Annotated in this window: 16 protein-coding genes and 1 pseudogene; 11 read left to right on the forward strand and 6 right to left on the reverse strand. The window is 44.1% G+C overall.

What is annotated here, in order from left to right; translation table 11 throughout:
* Positions 1–44 precede the first annotated feature (44 nt).
* From leuE to ACE3T3_RS03520, 3 genes are all read right to left on the reverse strand, one after another.
* The gene (gene leuE / locus ACE3T3_RS03510; protein ID WP_374664114.1) at positions 45–695 is read right to left on the reverse strand and encodes a leucine efflux protein LeuE; all 651 of its coding nucleotides are present in this window, start codon (positions 693–695) and stop codon (positions 45–47) included.
* Positions 696–769: 74 nt separating this feature from the next.
* A complete protein-coding gene (gene tal / locus ACE3T3_RS03515) occupies positions 770–1,759 on the reverse strand; it encodes a transaldolase (RefSeq protein ID WP_374664116.1) in 990 nt (329 codons plus the stop codon).
* Positions 1,760–1,848: 89 nt separating this feature from the next.
* Positions 1,849–2,739, reverse strand: coding sequence for a LysR family transcriptional regulator (locus ACE3T3_RS03520; protein ID WP_374664118.1), 891 nt, complete (start codon positions 2,737–2,739; stop codon positions 1,849–1,851).
* A gap of 130 nt (positions 2,740–2,869) precedes the next feature.
* Between ACE3T3_RS03520 and aceI the strand changes: the two genes are divergently transcribed.
* The 5 genes and pseudogenes from aceI (at position 2,870) to ACE3T3_RS03545 (ending at position 7,027) form a co-directional block, all read left to right on the forward strand.
* On the forward strand, positions 2,870–3,295 hold the full coding sequence (gene aceI / locus ACE3T3_RS03525) for a chlorhexidine efflux PACE transporter AceI (protein ID WP_374664293.1): 426 nt from the start codon (positions 2,870–2,872) through the stop codon (positions 3,293–3,295).
* A 224-nt stretch (positions 3,296–3,519) separates the two neighbouring features.
* Positions 3,520–4,596 carry an OmpW family protein gene (locus ACE3T3_RS03530; RefSeq protein ID WP_374664295.1) on the forward strand — a complete coding sequence of 359 codons (1,077 nt, stop codon included), beginning with the start codon at positions 3,520–3,522 and terminating at the stop codon, positions 4,594–4,596.
* 397 nt (positions 4,597–4,993) lie between these two features.
* Positions 4,994–6,077, forward strand: a pseudogene (locus ACE3T3_RS03535) (OmpW family protein).
* A gap of 216 nt (positions 6,078–6,293) precedes the next feature.
* The gene (locus ACE3T3_RS03540) at positions 6,294–6,851 is read left to right on the forward strand and encodes a hypothetical protein (RefSeq protein ID WP_374664120.1); all 558 of its coding nucleotides are present in this window, start codon (positions 6,294–6,296) and stop codon (positions 6,849–6,851) included.
* 2 nt (positions 6,852–6,853) lie between these two features.
* Entirely contained in the window at positions 6,854–7,027 is a 174-nt protein-coding gene (locus tag ACE3T3_RS03545) for an HNH endonuclease (RefSeq protein ID WP_374664122.1), read from the forward strand.
* Positions 7,028–7,090: 63 nt separating this feature from the next.
* On the opposite strand, the gene ACE3T3_RS03550 is transcribed toward ACE3T3_RS03545, so the two are convergent.
* Positions 7,091–8,629, reverse strand: coding sequence for an acetyl-CoA C-acetyltransferase (locus ACE3T3_RS03550; protein WP_374664124.1), 1,539 nt, complete (start codon positions 8,627–8,629; stop codon positions 7,091–7,093).
* A 240-nt stretch (positions 8,630–8,869) separates the two neighbouring features.
* Between ACE3T3_RS03550 and ACE3T3_RS03555 the strand changes: the two genes are divergently transcribed.
* The 6 genes from ACE3T3_RS03555 to dnaX all read left to right on the forward strand — a co-directional run bounded on the left by ACE3T3_RS03555 (position 8,870) and on the right by dnaX (position 16,190).
* Positions 8,870–10,261, forward strand: coding sequence for a 3-oxoacyl-ACP reductase (locus tag ACE3T3_RS03555; protein WP_374664125.1), 1,392 nt, complete (start codon positions 8,870–8,872; stop codon positions 10,259–10,261).
* A gap of 169 nt (positions 10,262–10,430) precedes the next feature.
* Positions 10,431–11,285: a MaoC family dehydratase gene (locus ACE3T3_RS03560; protein ID WP_374664127.1), complete on the forward strand. Its 855-nt coding sequence runs from the start codon at positions 10,431–10,433 to the stop codon at positions 11,283–11,285.
* A gap of 95 nt (positions 11,286–11,380) precedes the next feature.
* Entirely contained in the window at positions 11,381–12,640 is a 1,260-nt protein-coding gene (locus ACE3T3_RS03565; RefSeq protein ID WP_374664129.1) for a serine hydrolase domain-containing protein, read from the forward strand.
* A 93-nt stretch (positions 12,641–12,733) separates the two neighbouring features.
* Complete coding sequence (locus tag ACE3T3_RS03570; RefSeq protein ID WP_374664131.1) at positions 12,734–13,180, forward strand: copper resistance protein NlpE N-terminal domain-containing protein; 447 nt, start codon at positions 12,734–12,736, stop codon at positions 13,178–13,180.
* Between the two features lie 53 nt (positions 13,181–13,233).
* Positions 13,234–13,647 carry a hypothetical protein gene (locus tag ACE3T3_RS03575; protein WP_374664133.1) on the forward strand — a complete coding sequence of 138 codons (414 nt, stop codon included), beginning with the start codon at positions 13,234–13,236 and terminating at the stop codon, positions 13,645–13,647.
* Positions 13,648–13,880: 233 nt separating this feature from the next.
* Positions 13,881–16,190 carry a DNA polymerase III subunit gamma/tau gene (gene dnaX, locus ACE3T3_RS03580; protein WP_374664135.1) on the forward strand — a complete coding sequence of 770 codons (2,310 nt, stop codon included), beginning with the start codon at positions 13,881–13,883 and terminating at the stop codon, positions 16,188–16,190.
* Here dnaX and ACE3T3_RS03585 read toward each other — a convergent pair.
* Both ACE3T3_RS03585 and ACE3T3_RS03590 read right to left on the reverse strand, forming a co-directional pair.
* Entirely contained in the window at positions 16,183–16,632 is a 450-nt protein-coding gene (locus tag ACE3T3_RS03585; protein WP_374664137.1) for an acyl-CoA thioesterase, read from the reverse strand. The genes dnaX and ACE3T3_RS03585 overlap by 8 nt on opposite strands.
* Positions 16,633–16,765: 133 nt before the next feature.
* On the reverse strand, positions 16,766–17,596 hold the full coding sequence (locus tag ACE3T3_RS03590; RefSeq protein WP_374664297.1) for an OmpW family protein: 831 nt from the start codon (positions 17,594–17,596) through the stop codon (positions 16,766–16,768).
* Between the last annotated feature and the right edge of the window lie 216 nt (positions 17,597–17,812).

Consider the following 17,812-nt stretch of genomic DNA (forward strand, 5'->3'; position numbering starts at 1 on the left):
CGGCTATATTGATTGAGTATTTCTATAAAAAGAGAAGCATTGATTTAGAGGGAAGATGTCGCGAGTTTTAATCCAAAGCCGCAGAACAGCAGCCCTACAGAAGCGACACAGCATGCAGTAAGTTTAAAGCGGTTGGCGAAGTAAGAGGCCAGTTTTGCGCCGGAAAAAATCAGTACAGTCAAATAGCTCATGCTGATGATTTGCAGCACAATTGCCAACGCTGTAAAGGTTACAGCCGGATAGGGATAAGCGGGGTCAACAAACTGCACAAAGAATGACAAGTAAAACAAAATAGCTTTTGGATTCAGAATGCTGATGGTGAGTGCGGTGCGAAAAGGACGCTGCTGCTCTAAGGATTCCTGCTTCTGCTGCATATGCTCAGGCGCTTTTGTGGCGTTCCACGTCCGATAAGCGGCCAGCAGCAGTTTAATGCCTAAATAGCTTAAATACACTGCACCGATAATTTTCAGCAGAATAAACAGCCAAGGGAAAGCATGCAGTAAAGATGCAGCGCCCAATGCAGTCAGAATGATTAAAATCAAATCGCCGGTATAGACGCCAAAAGCGCCAATATAGCCTGCTTTAATGCCAAAGCGTGAGGCAATGGTCATCACGTACATTGAGTTTGGGCCCGGCAGCAGCACAATCAAAATTGTCCCGATAATGAAGGTCGCTAAGTCTGTGATGCCAAACACGGGAAAATTCTCATAAAAAAGCTGATGCCGCATTATAGCGGCATCAGCTGTTGTACCAAGATGAAAAATTCTAATTAAGCTTTAATTTCTGCATCCAGTCCAAAAGATTGGCGCAACAGCGTGCTTAATTGTTCACGCGCTTTAATAAACCCGTCAATGCCGCCTTGCAGCAGCTGGAATGACATCAGGTCATGCTCCAGCTGGGTCTTGAAAGCCGCTTTATCTAAAGCAGCGATCGGGTGTTCTGTATGCGGCTGCACATGGCGGGCTGAAAGCTGAAGTTCAACTTTCTGCTGATCTTGCGCAAGCTCTGCCAAAAGGCTCGGCGAAACAGTCAATAAATCACAGCCTGCAAGGCCGAGCACTTGTGCGGTGCTGCGGAAGCTTGCGCCCATAATTTCAGTTTTGATGCCATGCTGTTTGTAATAATGATAAATCTGCTTGACTGACAAAACGCCCGGATCTTTATCAATCGGGTAGCTGTCCACATTTTCCGCTTTTTTGTACCAGTCCAGAATGCGGCCAACAAAAGGCGAAATAAGCGTCACATTGGCTTCCGCGCAGGCCTGCGCCTGATGCAGGCCAAACAGCAAGGTCAAGTTGCAGTTAATGCCTTCAGCCTGCAGCGCTTTGGCGGCTTGAATGCCTTCCCATGTCGATGCAATTTTAATTAAGATGCGCTTTTGATCGATTCCGTACTGCTGATACAGGGCAAGCAATTCCTTGGCTTTTGCAATGGTAGCTTCTGTGTCATAAGACAGCGCTGCGTCGACTTCTGTTGAAACGCGGCCTTCGATTAATTTTAAAATTTCCACGCCGAATTTAACGGTCAGAATATCGATGGTGCGTTCAATTAAATCATTGCCTGCATAACCTTCTTCTTTGGCTTGAGCGAAAGCATGTTCAATCAGTTGCTTATTTTCCGCTTGATTGGCTGCAGCCGTAATCAGCGACGGATTCGTTGTTGCATCCAATGGACGAAATTTTTCAATTGCAGATAAGTCGCTGCTGTCCGCAACAATAGTCGTCATGCTTTTTAATTGGTCTAATGCAGTTTGTGTCATTGCTATCTAGTTCTTAAAGTTATTGCCTGTACATTCTTTTATATCACAAACTGGTATTAACCCAAGTGAATTGCGTAGGCTGTTCTTGGTTAAAATGTATTTTTCCGCTGATTTCTGACGTGATCAATCAAAAAACGAGCAGCTGCGCCTTGCAGATTTTCCCTATTCCAGACCAAATCGACAAAATATTCGAATTTAGGCGTGAAATCTGAAAAGTTCAGAATTTTCAGTCGGCTTTTCAGCAGCGGATTTTCTTGCAGCATTTCTTCAGGCAGAACGCCCCAGCCGAGCGTCTGCAGGATCATGGCGCAAGCAGAGTGATGATTGTCTGTCCGCCAATAATTTTTAGAGTACAGCAGCTCCGGCTTGATGTTTCGGTCGCGGCTGGCGACCACAATTTGCCGGCTTTGCAGAATCTGCTCAAAACTGATGTACGGATGCTGCGCCATCGGATCGTCAATTGAAGCCACAGGGACTAAAGCTTGGCGCTTCAGCTCCACAAACTGTTCGTTGCTCTCCAGATGCTCGCGCTCAAACATCAGGGCGAACTGCGCGGCGCCCGTAAACAGCATTTTTTGCGCATCTTCCTGCGGCGCCGTAAAAATATTAATTTGCAGTGACGGAAATTGATTTTCCAGCAGGGCAATATAATCCGTCCAATGCGTATGCAGCAGCTCAGACACCACCACAATATTCAGCGCTGATTCCAGTCCGGAACTCAGCGCCAATGCGTGCTGTTTCCATTGATTGATTTCGACCAAGAGCTGCTCGGTCTTTTCAAATAAGGTTTTCGCCTGAGCTGTAGGCACAGGTTCACGGCCGACACGGTTAAATAGCTTCAAGTTCAAGTCGATTTCCAAATTGGCAATAGACATGCTGACTGCAGAAGGAACTTTGCCCAGCTTGCGCGCAGCGGCAGAAAAGGAACCCGTTTGCATCACTGTCTTGAAAATAATCAGCTGTTCTTGATTGATATTCATTGGCGGCCTTTGAAATTTTGATTCAGCAAGATAGGTTAATCTATCAAAAATATTGAAAGAATATAACTCGATTAATCAATTTAATAAAAATAAACTGCAGGCTGTTCAATTGATTGATGAGAATTTTAACATGTTGATTTCCAAGAGACGGATTGTTCATGCGCTGAGCTATGAAATTATCCTGTTGGTGATCATTGCAATCGCGTTGAGTTTTATTTTTGAAGTGCCAATGGAAGTGACGGGCACGCTTGGTATTGCTATGGCCGTGACTTCTGTTATTTGGAACATGATTTTCAATAACTTTTTTGAAAAATTTGAAGCAAAAAGAAAGTTAAAAAGAACATTTGGTGTTCGTGTGCTGCATGCGATTGGTTTTGAAGGCGGTTTAATGCTTGCGACGATTCCAATGGTAGCTTATGCAATGGATATGTCCATATGGCAAGCGATTTTGCTCGATTTGAGCATGACGACCTGTATTTTAGTCTATACGTTTATCTTCCAGTGGTGTTATGACCATATCGAAGCGCATCTGGGCTTTCAACCTAAATATCGATAAATTTCATGTGAAAATAACATGGTGACCCGAAATGATATGCTTGGGTTTCTGTGGATATGGAAATCATTATTTTTTAACGTATGGTAAAAATACAAACAATAGATAAGCATAATTGTTCACTTAATGTGATGGTTATTCGAAAAATAAATTTGTTTATGAATTCATCATGTCGAAAAAGGAATGAGACAATGAAATTAGGCTTAGTTGCTGTGCCGCTTATTTTAATGGGTGTAACACAGGCAGGGGTCGCAGCCACACAGGGGAATTTTAAACGCTTTTCAGTTTCTGCAGGCTGGCTGCATGTCATGCCGCAAGGAAAAGCCAATCCGTTTAATATTAATACGGCTGTGAAGAATGGTACCCAATCTACAGTAGGAACAATAAGCCAGGAGGCTTTTGTTAATTCTATTGATCCAAATGCAACAATGGATGACGGTGTGCATCCTGAACCAGTGAATTTAAAACAAGGCATTTTAACCATGTTTGACCAAGGCTTAGCAGGCGTAATTGGTGATGGAAAAGGGAATATCAGTGAGGATTTTACTGGAACAGCGACCGTAAATGGTTTGGAAGAATGGCAATCGCACAATACAGGTCTTGAAGCGGAGAACGTTGATACATTAGGTTTAACCATTAACTACTATATGAATGATAATGTCTCTTTGCTGTTTATCGGCGGGATTCCGCCGAAAGTCGATATTAAAGGCAAAGGTGAAATATTTGCGCCATTAAGTGGGCTGGCATTACCGACTGGCATTGCTGCAATGGTTTTTCCTGATGGTCTGCCTTTAGGTCAGGATATTCCTATCACTAATCTTGGCAATAAATCTAAAGCTGCAACGGTGCGCGCTTGGACACCGGCCCTAGAAGCGCAGTATCAATTTGGCAAAAGTGGCGTGAATAAATTTAGGCCTTATATTGGCGCAGGTCTCATGTATGCCTATTTTAATGATATTAAGCTCAATTCAGAAATTCGCAGTGATTTAGAAGCGGCAGGCCATATGATTCAAAATGTTTTAGATAATAAAGCCGGGGCAGCGCTCGATGGAAAACTATCCTCTGGTGTTATGCGTGTAGATGTGGATGCAGATGATGCCATCGCACCGATTGTTACCGCAGGTTTTACTTATGACTTTAACGAAAACTGGTTTACTGTTGCTTCAGTTTCTTATGCCAAACTCAATAATAAAACCACCATTAACGTCGTGAATGAAACTACGGGTGAGCAACTAATTCATGCCAGCACTAAAATTGATATTGATCCTTTAATCACTTATTTAGGTGTTGGTTACCGCTTCTAAATTGCATATGAAAAGACAAAAAAACCGCTTAAAAGAGCGGTTTTTTATTCATAAATATTCATTATTTTTACTGCAATACAGTGTGCGTTTTTAAAAACTGCAGCATCTTTATCTGATTGCAGAATAAAAAATACCGGTGTCTGAATCTGTATGAATATTATCTGCAATATTGTTAAATTTCAGATGGAAATAACAAGTCGGCCTGCATTGATAAATGCAGGCCTTTTTTGCTGTCAGAAAGTGCGGTTTTTAACAAATATTTAAAATATAGAACACATAAAGCAACTATAAAAAACAACACTTATTACATAACTTTTAATTAATAAAGCAAAGACTGTTTTATTGCTCAACAAAAAAAATATAACTGACAAGGAGTTAGCTTATGACGTTGGTAAAGATGGCGTTGCCTGTGGTTTTACTGGGAGTTACACAAATAGCGGTGGCGGATGGCAATTTTAAACGCTTTTCTGTATCTGCCGGCTGGATGCATGTGATGCCGCAAGGAAAGGCAAATCCATTTAATATTAATACTGCCGTTGCAAATGGAACTCGAGCTGAAGTTGGTGCAATTAGTCCAGAAGGTTTTCTGAATGCTATTGATCCAGATGCATTATATGAGGAAGGCGGGAATACCGTGAACCTTAAGGACACTTTAACTGATCTTGTTAACGGCCCTATGGGCGGGATGATTAAGGATAAGGACGGTAATATTAAAGCAGAAGTTGCAGGGGTTGCAACGATCAATGGGTTGGAAAGCTGGTCTGCTGGCGGTACTGGGCTGGAGGCAGAAGATGTCGATACCTTAGGCTTAACATTTAACTACCATATTAATGATAATGTCTCTTTGCAAGTGATTGGCGGTATTCCACCGAAGGTAGATTAAGGGCAAGGGAATGATTACAGCTCCATTGTCAGGTTTTGCAGAGCCAGGTGGAGGAATAAGTGGTTTATTTCCTGACGGATTGCCTTTAGATTACGATGTTCCGATTACGGATCTTTCATCTTATGGTAAAGCCGCTTCCGCGCGGGCGTGGACGCCAGCATTTCAAGCGCAGTATCAATTCGGCAAGTCAGGTGTCAATAAATTTAGACCATATGTTGGCGCAGGCATTATGTATGCCTATTTTAATGATATTAAATTGAATGGAGGAATTGAGTCGGATCTGATCGCTGCAGGGCATATGATTCAAAATATTAAAGATGATAATGCGGGTGCGGCATTGGATGGCAAATTATCTTCCGGAACGATGCGGGTCGATGTGGATGCCGATGATGCGATAGCACCAATTGTCACACTGGGCTTCACCTATGATTTCAATCCAAGCTGGTTCACTGTCGCGTCAGTTTCTTATGCGAAGCTCAATAACAAAACGACGATCAATGTGGTGAACGAAACTACAGGTGAACAATTAATTAATTCCAGCACTAAAATTGATATTGATCCTCTAATCACTTATTTAGGTGTTGGTTACCGCTTCTAAATTACATATGAAAAGATAAAAAAACCGCTCAAATGAGCGGTTTTTTTATTCAAAATTTTGAGGCTGGAATTTTTGTATTTAGAATAAATGAAAACATGAAGAATATCTTGAATAGAATAAATAAATAGAATGTGAAAAACATAGCAATATATAAATTTCTATAAAATAATTAGAGTCAATTCCAATCTAATTAATTTGATAAATAGAGATGTTTATATGGGGAATAAGTCTGCAACCAAGCCATGGTTGGATGAGGAATTAAAAGCTTGTGTAATGGCGTATTATGAAATGTTTAAGCTTTTTCAAGAAGGAAAGGAGCTAAATAAGACTGATTATCGAAATCGTATTCTTGAAAATCAACTTAAGGACCGTTCCTCAAGTTCTTATGAAATGAGAATGAGTAATATTTCTGCTGTGATGAGGCTGTTGGGAAAGCCGATATTGCCTGGTTATCAGCCGCTAAAAAATGTAGGCGGCAATGTTACAAATAGATTAATTGATATCATTAGTGATGTTTGGGGGACTGATCGAAAGGATGCAGTTTCGCCAGTAGATGATTTTGAAATTTTAAATGATCGTGTAAACCATATTCGAGGAAATAATGTTGCTGCAAAGCCTCAAAAAAATGGCATACCTAAGGTAGTAACAGTCCCTGTAAGCCGGTATGTTCGGGATCCTAAAGTGATTGCTTGGGTGTTGGATAGGCCAAAGGTAAGTGTGAAGCCTGTGGTGAGCCTGCACCATTTAATACAGACAAGAAACTTCCTTTTTTAGAAGTGCATCATATTTTGCCTTTATCTAAGGGCGGTGCTGATGATATTGAGAACGCAGCTGCTGTCTGTCCTAATTGCCATAGGCGTTTACATTATTCAAACGACAGAAAGATTTATACGGAAAAACTAAGAACGTCAGTATTAAGCTTGACAGAAAATTGCAGTACGGTTGAATAGCGCTTTCAATATGCACAATAAAAAACCGCTCAAATGAGCGGTTTTTTATTTAATAGCGGTGAATTATTTTTCAATAATTGCAGTTACACCTTGACCGCCGGCAGCACAGATTGAAACCAATACACGGCCAGAGCCTTTTTGGTTCAGGAGTTTGGCTGCAGTTGCGATAATGCGGCCGCCAGTTGCTGCAAATGGGTGACCCGCTGCAAGTGAAGAACCTTTAATGTTTAATTTGCTGCGGTCAATTGAACCAAGCGGCGCTTCTAAGCCTAAGCGGTCTTTACAGAATTTTGGATCTTCCCAAGCTTTCAGTGTAGACAATACTTGAGATGCAAATGCTTCATGAATTTCATAGTAGTCGAAGTCTTGAAGCGTAATGCCCGCACGTTCAAGCATGCGCGGCACTGCATAAGCAGGCGCCATCAGCAAGCCTTCTTTTTTCTCAACGAAGTCAACCGCAGCTGTTTCTTGGAATGTTAAATAAGCCAAAACTTCGTGGCCATTGGCTTTTGCCCATTCTTCAGAGGCTAGAAGAACACAAGAAGCGCCGTCTGTCAGCGGGGTAGAGTTGCCTGCAGTCATGGTGCGCGCATCGCCTTTACCGAAAGCTGGTTTAAGTTTTGCCAGTTTTTCTACAGTTGAATCTGCACGCAGGTTGTTATCGCGCTCTAAACCTAAAAATGGCGTGATCAAGTCATCAAAGAAACCTTCTTCATATGCTTTCGCCATTTTTTGATGTGAAGCCGCTGCAAGCTCGTCTTGCGCTTCACGCGGAATGCCCCACTCAAGCGCAGTAATGGCTTGATGGTCGCCCATAGAAAGGCCTGTGCGCGGTTCGCCATTTTTAGGCGCATCCATCAAATCTTTGATATTGATTTTAGTCAGCGCTTTTAAGCGGTCTTTACCGGTTTTGGCAATGTTCAGCTCAAGCAATGCTTTGCGCAAGCCGTCACCGAAAGCGATCGGCGCATCAGAGGTTGTGTCTACACCGCCGGCAACACCGACTTCAATTTGACCCAATGCAATTTTGTTTGCAACAAGGAATGCTGCTTGCAAGCCAGTACCGCAAGCTTGCTGAAGATCGTAAGCAGGTGTTTCAGGAGCAAGTTCAGTGTTTAGTACACACTCACGAGTCATGTTAAAGTCACGGCTATGCTTTAATACAGCGCCAGCAACGACTTCGCCCAAACGCTGGCCTTGCAGGTTAAAGCGTTCGATCAAACCATTTAATGCCGCAGTAAACATGTCGGTATTTGATGCAGTAAAATAAGCGCCGTTAGAGCGGGCGAATGGAATGCGGTTACCGCCAATAATAGCAACGCGGCGGACAGTGTTTTGGCTCATGGTTTTATCCTGTTGAACAGAAGTTTGAGTTGTTTGTTTTAAAGCTGTATTGGTTGAAGCTGCAGGCGTCGAAGCTGCGCTTTTGCTGCTGCGTGCAGACGCGGCGCGTGTACGGGCAGGTTTAGCTGCAGCAGCTGCTGGTTTTGCCGCTGGCGCTGTTTTTTTTGCCGTGCGGGGCGCTGCAGTTTTTGATGGTTTTGACACAGCGGCTTCAGCAGAATTTTCGACTGCCGGATTTTCTTGAGTTGTTTTGCTCATAAGGCTTTTCCAAGCATGTAAAAGTATTCCTGAGCTGTACATTAACATATTCAAGGAAGGCCTGAATTGACTGGAATGACATTGCAGAATGCTTTCAGGTCAAGTCATCAGGACTTTAACTCAAGTATTATTCTGAACAGACTGATGGAACTATTGAAATATAAGTTAATGACATCATATTGAAGTTTAAAGGATATCTTCAAAGCCATCAAAAAATTAATTTATTCGAGAGATATAAACATGACTGACCAATACCAAGCATTCGCAAAATCTCCAATTGGTAAATTTGTCATCAAGAATTTAGGTTTGCCTGCACCGACTTTCCTCGAGCGTTTTGAGTCTGCTGCTCCGGTGGTTAAAGGCGCAGTGCTGGTCGGCGCTGCATCAAACAGCCCATTGTCTGCGTCTATTGCGCAAGTTTTGGCGAATATCCATGCAAACGGTTATGCAGGAAACAATGCTGAACTGCAGCAAGCGGCGGCAACAGCAGGTTTAAATCTGGGCGCTTTTAATGAAGGCGACAAAGAATCTAAGTTTAAAGTGGTAGTTTTTGATGCATCCGGCATCGAAAATTCTGAGCAGCTGCATGAGCTGTATGCGTTCTTCAATCCAATTGCGCGTCAAATTCAAGCTTCTGGCCGTGTAGTGGTTGTCGGTACAACACCTGAAACTGCGCCAACGGTAAAACAGGCGATTGCCCAGCGCGCGCTGGAAGGTTTTGTAAAATCGGTCGGCAAAGAATTCAAAAAAGGCATCGCGGCGAATTTAATTTATGTGGATGCCGGTGCAGAAGCGAACCTTGAATCTGCACTTCGTTTTGCAATTTCTCCGCGTTCTGCTTATGTATCAGGCCAAGTGATCCGCGTATCTAAAGCAGATACGGCTGATGTGGATTGGGCGAAACCGCTTGCAGGAAAAACAGCAGTGGTTACTGGCGCGAGCCGCGGTATTGGTGAAGCGATTGCGCATGTATTGTCACGTGATGGCGCGCATGTCATTTGTTTGGATGTGCCGCAACAGCAAGCTGACCTTGACCGTGTCGCAGGTGAAATTGGCGGTTCAACACTAGCTATTGATATTACAGCCGCAGATGCAGGTCAAAAAATTAAAGATGCAGCGGCAGCACAGGGCGGTTTGGACATTATTGTGCACAATGCCGGCATTACCCGTGACAAAACTTTGGCGAATATGAAGCCGGAACTTTGGGATTTGGTGATCAACATCAACCTGTCTGCCATTGAGCGTGTAAACGATTACTTGCTGAATCATGACGGTTTCAATGCCAATGGCCGTATTGTTTGCGTATCGTCTATTTCAGGTATTGCAGGCAACTTGGGTCAAACCAACTATGCCGCCTCTAAAGCAGGTGTCATTGGCGTGGTGAAGTTTACTGCGCCTTTATTGAAAAATGGCGTAACCATCAATGCGGTTGCACCAGGTTTCATTGAAACGCAAATGACAGCAGCCATTCCATTTGCAATCCGTGAAGCGGGCCGCCGTATGAACTCAATGAGCCAAGGCGGTCTGCCAGCAGACGTTGCAGAAACCATTGCTATGTTTGCTTCTACTGCATCGACAGGCTTGAATGGCAATGTGGTGCGTGTTTGCGGCCAAAGCTTGTTAGGGGCTTAATGAATCCCTCTTAAAACCCCCTCTCCTTTAAGGAGAGGGTTAGGGAGAGGTAAAAATTTACTATAAGGGACATGGGGCTACCCTCATCCCAGCCTTCTCTCTGAGCCATATATGACGCAAGAGAAGGGGCTTTTAAAACATTGAAATAAAAACTTCTCAAAGGTTCAATATGAATACTCGCCATTTTAGCCAGCTGCCGAAACCTTATTTGGCTTATCCTAAAGTGATTCAAGGCTTGATTTTTAAAAAGCCGAAAGGGGAAAAAGTTCTGCCGCAGGTTGAATATGTGGTGGATTCATTTCAGGTCGATGCTAAGCATTTAAAAGCTTATAACGAAGTATGCGGCTTTAAGAATAATGGCTACATTCCGGCCATTTATTTAGCAGTGCTGTCGCAAAGCCTGCAAATGCATATGATGACAACCGAAGCATTTCCGTTTGCGATTTTAGGTTTGGTGCATATCCGCAACCAAGTGAAACAGCTGCGTAAAGTCGGGGTGAATGAACAGCTGACGCTGTCTTGCAAATTTGGCGATTTGAAGCCGCATGACAAAGGCGTACAGTTTGACTTTATCACTACTGTAAAAGTCGGCACTGAAACCGTTGCAGAAGCCTTGACCACTTACTTAGCGCGTCAGAAAACCTCGGGCGGCGCAGGTGCAAAACCAGCAGAAAGCAAAGCGCCTGAGTATCAGTTGGCATCAACATGGGATGTCTCTGAAAACACTGGCCGCCGCTATGCCATGACTTCGGGCGACTTTAATCTCATTCATATTCATGCAGTCACGGCAAAAGCTTTTGGCTTTAAGCAGGCGATCGCGCATGGTATGTGGAGCAAAGCTAAGGCATTGGCGAACTTGAATTTGCCTGATGCCTATGAGGCGGATGTCTGGTTTAAGCTGCCGATGTATTTGCCATCTAGCGTTGAATTTTTAACGGCAGCGCAAGGCAAAGATACTGAGTTTTTGATCCGGAACGCCAAGAATCAAAAACCGCATGTCACAGGTTCAGTCAAAGCGCTGTAATCGAAAGACCAAAGCCTAAGTCAGTCATGATTTAGGCTTTTTTTATATTATGATGCAGAATAGACAGTATGCAGGACATATGAGAGGCGAAGGCCATGGATATCCGTCAAATCAAGCAGTTCTTTTCAGCAGATACAGCGCATTATCAAGGCATTGTGGATGAGCGCTTTATCGATTTGGCGCATTTGTTCAGCAAGCTGCAGGATGAGCGGGCAGCTTATGGCGGTGCGGCATTAGCGGTGTATTTTCAAGGCCATAAAGTGGTCGATATTTACACCGGTCAAAAGTCCATCAATGAATTGTGGCAGCCGGATACGCTATCCATTTGCTATTCGACGGGCAAAGGCGTTTTGGCGACGCTGGCGCATATACTGGTGAGTCGGGGCATTGTGGAATACGATTTGCCGATTGCTCATTACTGGCCTGAATTTGCTCAAAACGGCAAGGCGCAAATGACGTTGCGTCATATTCTCAGCCATCAAAGCGGCTTATATGATGTGCGCAATAACATTGCCGAAGCATCTGAAATGGCTGACTGGCGGCATATGCTCGAGGTGATGGCGCAAGCCAAGCCGCGCTTCAGTTTTGGTGAAGATCTGGCGTATCAGCCCTTAACTTTTGGCTGGCTGGTCGGCGGTGTATTGGAAAAAGCATCGGGACAGAGCCTGGCGCATTTGATGCAGAAATATTTGATAGAGCCGCTGGACTTGGACGGCGCATATTTCGGTGTGCCGGATGAACAGCTGTACCGTGTGGCGCGGCCCTTGCCGAAACCGGAGAAAGTTGAGTCCGCTTCCGCTGAGAAGAAGCAAAAGGCATCGCGTAAGGCATCGCCCATTGATAAGCTGATTGAACTGAGCGGGCAGAATCCGCAAGATTTTCAGGATGCCATGATTCCGAAAGGCATGAAGAAATTCAGCTTTTTCAGTGATGAAGGCATACAGGCGATTATTCCTGCAGCCAATGGCGCTTTTACTGCGCAGAGCCTTGCCAAGGTGTACGCTATGCTGGCGAACCGCGGTATTTGGAATGGCCAGCAGCTGATTGATCCCGCGACTTTTGCCAAATTGAGTGAAGTGCAAAGCCGCAAGCGTGACCGGATTATGCCTATTCCGATGCATTGGCGTTTAGGCTATCACCGTGTTTTGAGTTTAGGGAAATCATCCAAAGGGTTTGGCCATATCGGTTTTAATGGTTCAGGCGCATGGTGCGATCCAGAGCGGCAACTGAGTTTTGCCTATACGCATAATTTTCCCACAGGTTCACTGACAGGTGATTATCGTTTGTGGGCGTTGACGCAAGAGGCGCTGCGCAGCGCGGATAAAATTTTAAAAGGCAAAAAGGGCTGGTTCTAATCCTGAACACACGTGTTGAACCTGCGCAATCGTCCAAAATTTTGCGGCATATTCATGCTATTTTAGCGCCTTAATTTTGACTCCGGCAATGTTATGAAAAAAGTGATGCTGATTCCGTTCATAGCCACTGGCGCATTATTGGGCTGTCAGGATACGAATCAGACACAAGCCAAAGATAAAGCCGCACTTGAACATGAAATGCAAAAACCGCTGTGGGCGGGTTCATACAGCGGAACGACACCATGCATGAGCTGCGCCTCCCGCTGTGAAGATTGCCCGGGTATGGCGATCGATTTAGTTTTAAATCAAGATCAGACTTATGAACTGCGCCGTGAAAGCTTAAGCGGCCATAATGCAGTGGAAGTGCTGAAAGGCCGAATGCATTTTAAAGATACGCAGCAAACTCAATTAGAATTGCTGAATGTAAAAAACCGCAATCTTATTTGGGTCGATATAGAAAGCCAAATGCTGGAAATCCGTGAAGATCAAACAGCGCAGCCTTATGTCGCCCAAGATGATTTTCTGCTTGAGAGAACTTAAAATATTGTTCATATTTAACGCGAATCTAAGTGTTTTTAATCGAGGGCAGTGTATTGAAATCTTATGTGGAATTCCGAACAGACTTATTTCCTCCTTGTTCTGAAAATACAGATGAATGGGAAGGGGCGGTTTGGGGCCGATCGTTGGCTATTTACTTAAATGAAAAATTAAAACAATTGGGAATTCCAAGTGCGGGAATTTGTGCAGAAGATTGGGGGTATATTGTAAATTTTGGAGCACCTTTTGATTCAAATATTTGGATTGGATGCGGTAAATATGAAGAATATAAAGATGGTTATTTACTGATAATTGAACCTAAAAAAGCCATAATTAAAAGATGGTTTAAGCCAAATATCGATTTGACTCAGCAATTGGAACAGCTGAGTGATGCTTTAAAGCAGATTTTAGAAGCAGAACCTTTAATTCATGATATTAAATGGTGGACAGCAGAAGAATTCGAAAAGTAACTTTGGAGTAGCACCTTTAAAACTTTATATGTAAAGATGGTTACTCGAAAATTGGGACAGCTTGGCTGATGAGGCTAAAAAATTATTTTCAGTAAAAGCGTACTGAAACGGCTTTAATAATTTGAAAACAGGCCGGTCAGAAAGGATAGTAGCCAAAGACTCTGCAAATTAAGAGTTTTCATTCACTCTTAGCCAAAAAAACAGTATCCTTATGCATGTGAAAAGGAGCATACATGTATCAAGTACTTGCGCGAAAATACCGTCCCCGCAATTTCAATGAATTGGTTGGTCAAAACCATGTATCCCGTGCTTTAACCAGCGCGCTGGACCGCGGACGTCTGCACCATGCCTATTTATTTACGGGTACTCGCGGTGTCGGCAAAACCACCATTGCGCGTATTTTGGCGAAGTGCTTGAACTGTGAAACAGGCGTAACCTCTACGCCGTGCGAAGTTTGCGCGACCTGTAAAGCGGTCAATGAAGGCCGTTTTATCGACTTGATCGAGATTGATGCGGCGTCACGCACCAAGGTTGAAGATACCCGCGAGCTGTTAGATAACGTTCCGTATGCGCCTACGCAAGGCCGCTTTAAAGTCTACTTGATCGATGAAGTGCACATGCTGTCTACGCATTCATTCAATGCCTTGCTCAAGACCTTGGAAGAACCGCCAGAACATGTGAAGTTCCTGTTTGCAACCACCGATCCGCAAAAGCTGCCTATTACAGTCATTTCCCGCTGCCTGCAGTTCACTTTGCGCCCATTGGCAGTCGATGAAATTACCGAGCATCTGGGCAATATTTTAAATCAAGAAAGCATTCAGGCTGATCAAGACGCCATTTGGCAAATTGCGGAATCCGCGCAAGGCTCATTGCGTGATGCTTTGTCTTTAACTGATCAGGCCATTGCCTATGGTCAGGGTGAAGTGCATCACCAAAATGTCAAAGAAATGCTGGGCCTGATTGACCGCACCATTATTTATGATTTGATTGCAGCCATTCATCAGAACCAAAAAGCGCGTATTAGTGAATTGCTGCTGCAATTTAGACAGCAGGCGCTGGATGTGTCTTTGGTGCTGGACCAGCTGATTTCGACCCTGCATGAATTGGCGATGCTGCAATATTTGCCAAATTTAAGCTTGAAATACAGCTCAGAAATTAATGCCAAGATTATGCAGCTGTCCCAAATGGTCTCTGCGCAAGATTTGCAGCTGTATTACCAAATTGCCTGCAAGGGCCGTGCGGATCTGCAAATTGCCGTGACGCAAGAGCAAGGCTTTGAAATGTGCGTGCTGCGTTTGCTGGCATTCCGCCCGATGCAGCCGAATGAGCGTTTAGTCTCTGCACCAAATGCAGGGCAGCCTCAACAGATGCAGCAAAATGCAGGGCAAGAAAGTACTGTACAAGAGAATTCAGTTCAGCAACACGCAGCCCAGCCCAGTTTAGTACAAAACAGCATTCAATCTGCAGCTCCTGTGCAAGCGCCAGCACAGCAAAATGCGGCAGATTCGGCTTCAGCTTTGGCACAGCAGCCGATGGAATCCGTGCCATCTCATGCATCAGCGCCGCAAGCCGCCGAAACGCCATTGCTTTCGCAGGAAATGCCTGCAGCGTCCGTGGCTGAAATTGATGACGGCTATTATGCCGATGAAGATGAGTTTGATGCACCGCGTCATTCGGCTGCGGCAGATGAGCCATCCTCAGATGATTTTTTGGATGAACCGGGTGATGATCAGTCTGAGGCTGAACAGCCAGCTGTTGCCGCTCAAGCTGAAACTGCTGCAGACCCAATTGTATTTGATGCCAATAGCGATGATGCATTATTTGGCATGGATGCGGTGGAGAGGGATCAGCCTGCTGTTCAGCAAGCAGATGCAGATCCGTCAATATTTGAAGCCATAGCGCCGCTGGATGATATGGTGCTGCAAGTGACTGATTCAGCTGAGCCGGCGCAGCAAGAAAATGCGGCAGAGCCTGTCGGGCAAGCTGCAGGAAATGACTTTGCTGCAGCAGAAACTGTGCAAACAGCTTCTGCGCCGGATGCTCTTGTACTGCCTGCTCTTGTACAAGCACAGCCTGCTGAACAAAGCGCTGCGCCGGCACAGGAACAATTGGCGCCGTCCAATTTGATGCCGCAAGATATCCTAAAACTGCAGCCGCAAGTTTTAGAAGGCGAGTGGACGGTAGATAAGTGGGAATATTGGTTCAGAAGCAGTGAGCTTTCGCCTGCGCTGCAAGAGCTTGCGCAGCATGGCTTGATGAGCGGTCATATTAATGGGGCTTCAACCTTTCATATTCCAAAACAATATGAGCGTTTGTTGACGCAAATGCAGCACTTGCTGGAGCAGGCGCTGCATGCGCAGTGGCCGTCAACCCGTTTTGATGTGGTTTATGAAGAACTGGAACAGCTGACACCTTATGCCTTGCAGCATGAACGTAAAGGCAAGGCGTTCCAGCGCGCGTCAGAACTGCTGCATAATGAGCCTGTAGTGAAGTCTTTGCTGAATGCCTTTGATGGCAAACTGGATAATATTCAGCTTAAATAAGCGCAGCATCTGCAGTTAAATAATGTCCTAAAGCATCCCGCATTGCGTTTGGAATCGGGGTGCTTTTTCGTGTCTGGCGGTCAACAAAAACGTGCACAAAACTGCCTTGCGCTGCCGCCTGCTCCTCACCATGCTTAAAAATAGCTAAATCATAGCTCAGTGATGAATTGCCGATTTTTGCAATGCTGACCCCAACTTCGATCATTTCAGGATAACTCAGTTCCTGCATGAAATTGCAGGAAGAATTGACGACTAAGCCAATGATGGGCGAATCCTGCAAATGAAATCCAGCTTTTTGGATGAGCAGCGCATTGGCAGCGGTATCAAAGAAGCTGTAATACATGACGTTATTGACATGGCCGTACATATCGTTGTCAGACCAGCGGGTTTGAATGGGAAAAATAAATTTGAAGTGCTGTCTTTGTTTTGCTTGCTGTTTCATTGTTTGAACTTTAAATAATCATGCATTCAGTTTTACTGAATTTCGGCAGGCCATTCAATAGGCAAATACGGAATAAAAAAAGCCATTCAGATAAACCGAATGGCTGTTAAGGAGTAACAGATGAAAGGGTGTATTAGAAACGGTAACCAATGCCTAGATAAGTCACGATCGGATTAATTTCAATTTTGCTTCGGCCTTCAAGAATGGTATCTCGGTTTGCTGAACTGCCGATTTGGGTGTTGCCAATCACATTTAAATTGGCTGTAGTTGATAGGTGTGCGTAGCTGACAGAAGCTGTGGCAAACCAATTTTTATTAATATTGTAGTCGGCGCCTGCAATAACAACGGGAGCGAAGGCATCATCAACTTCAATTTTACCTAATTCTGGGTTTAATAATTTTAACATTGCATCGGTATTCAGTTCTGCATTTAAATTAGGGTCTGCTTTGACATCACTGAAATGTGCATACATCACCCCTGCGCCAACGTAAGGACGGAGTTTATTTTCAATTGAACCAAAATGATATTTAGCAAGGAAGGTTGGGGTATAAGCGTCAGTGGTGGCGATTTTATCGAATTTATCTAAATTTGCAGCGGTAATCGGTTTATTGCCGAAAATAGGTGGAATCATAATTTGTCCTTTACCAGATAATTCCATTTCTGGCGGTGCACCGAGTACGAGTTCCAGTGAAACATTATCGTTGACAAAATAATCCAGCATTAAGCCGGCAGTATCAGCATCTTGTACTTCAAAACCGGCATTTGGTGACTCGGCAGGGGTATTTTGCAAAACAGGTGATTTATCCGTAATTTTGCCATAAACACCTTGCTTTTCACCTTGCGGCATCACATGCAGCCAACCCGCAGAAACAGCAAAACGTTTGCCATCACTGGTTGCAGCCTGTGCAGCAGGCATAGCGCATAGCATAGATAATGGTAAAACGGCTGTTAAAATTTTTTTCATAGCATGCTCCCTGATTATTCTTACATCCATAAGTAAGTTAGTTTTCATCTTGTTTTTTTGAAAACCATTGAAATCAGTCTAGGAGATTTTTCACATAAAATATTCAGGCATTAAAGAAAAATAACATTGTAAATGTGCAGTTTGTTGAGGGTGATAAAAGCATTTAATTTGATTTAATAATGACTTAGAGATTTATATATTTGGGGGTTAAAATCC

Origin of the sequence: Acinetobacter sp. (assembly GCF_041919735.1) — a bacterium.
Classification (GTDB): domain Bacteria; phylum Pseudomonadota; class Gammaproteobacteria; order Pseudomonadales; family Moraxellaceae; genus Acinetobacter.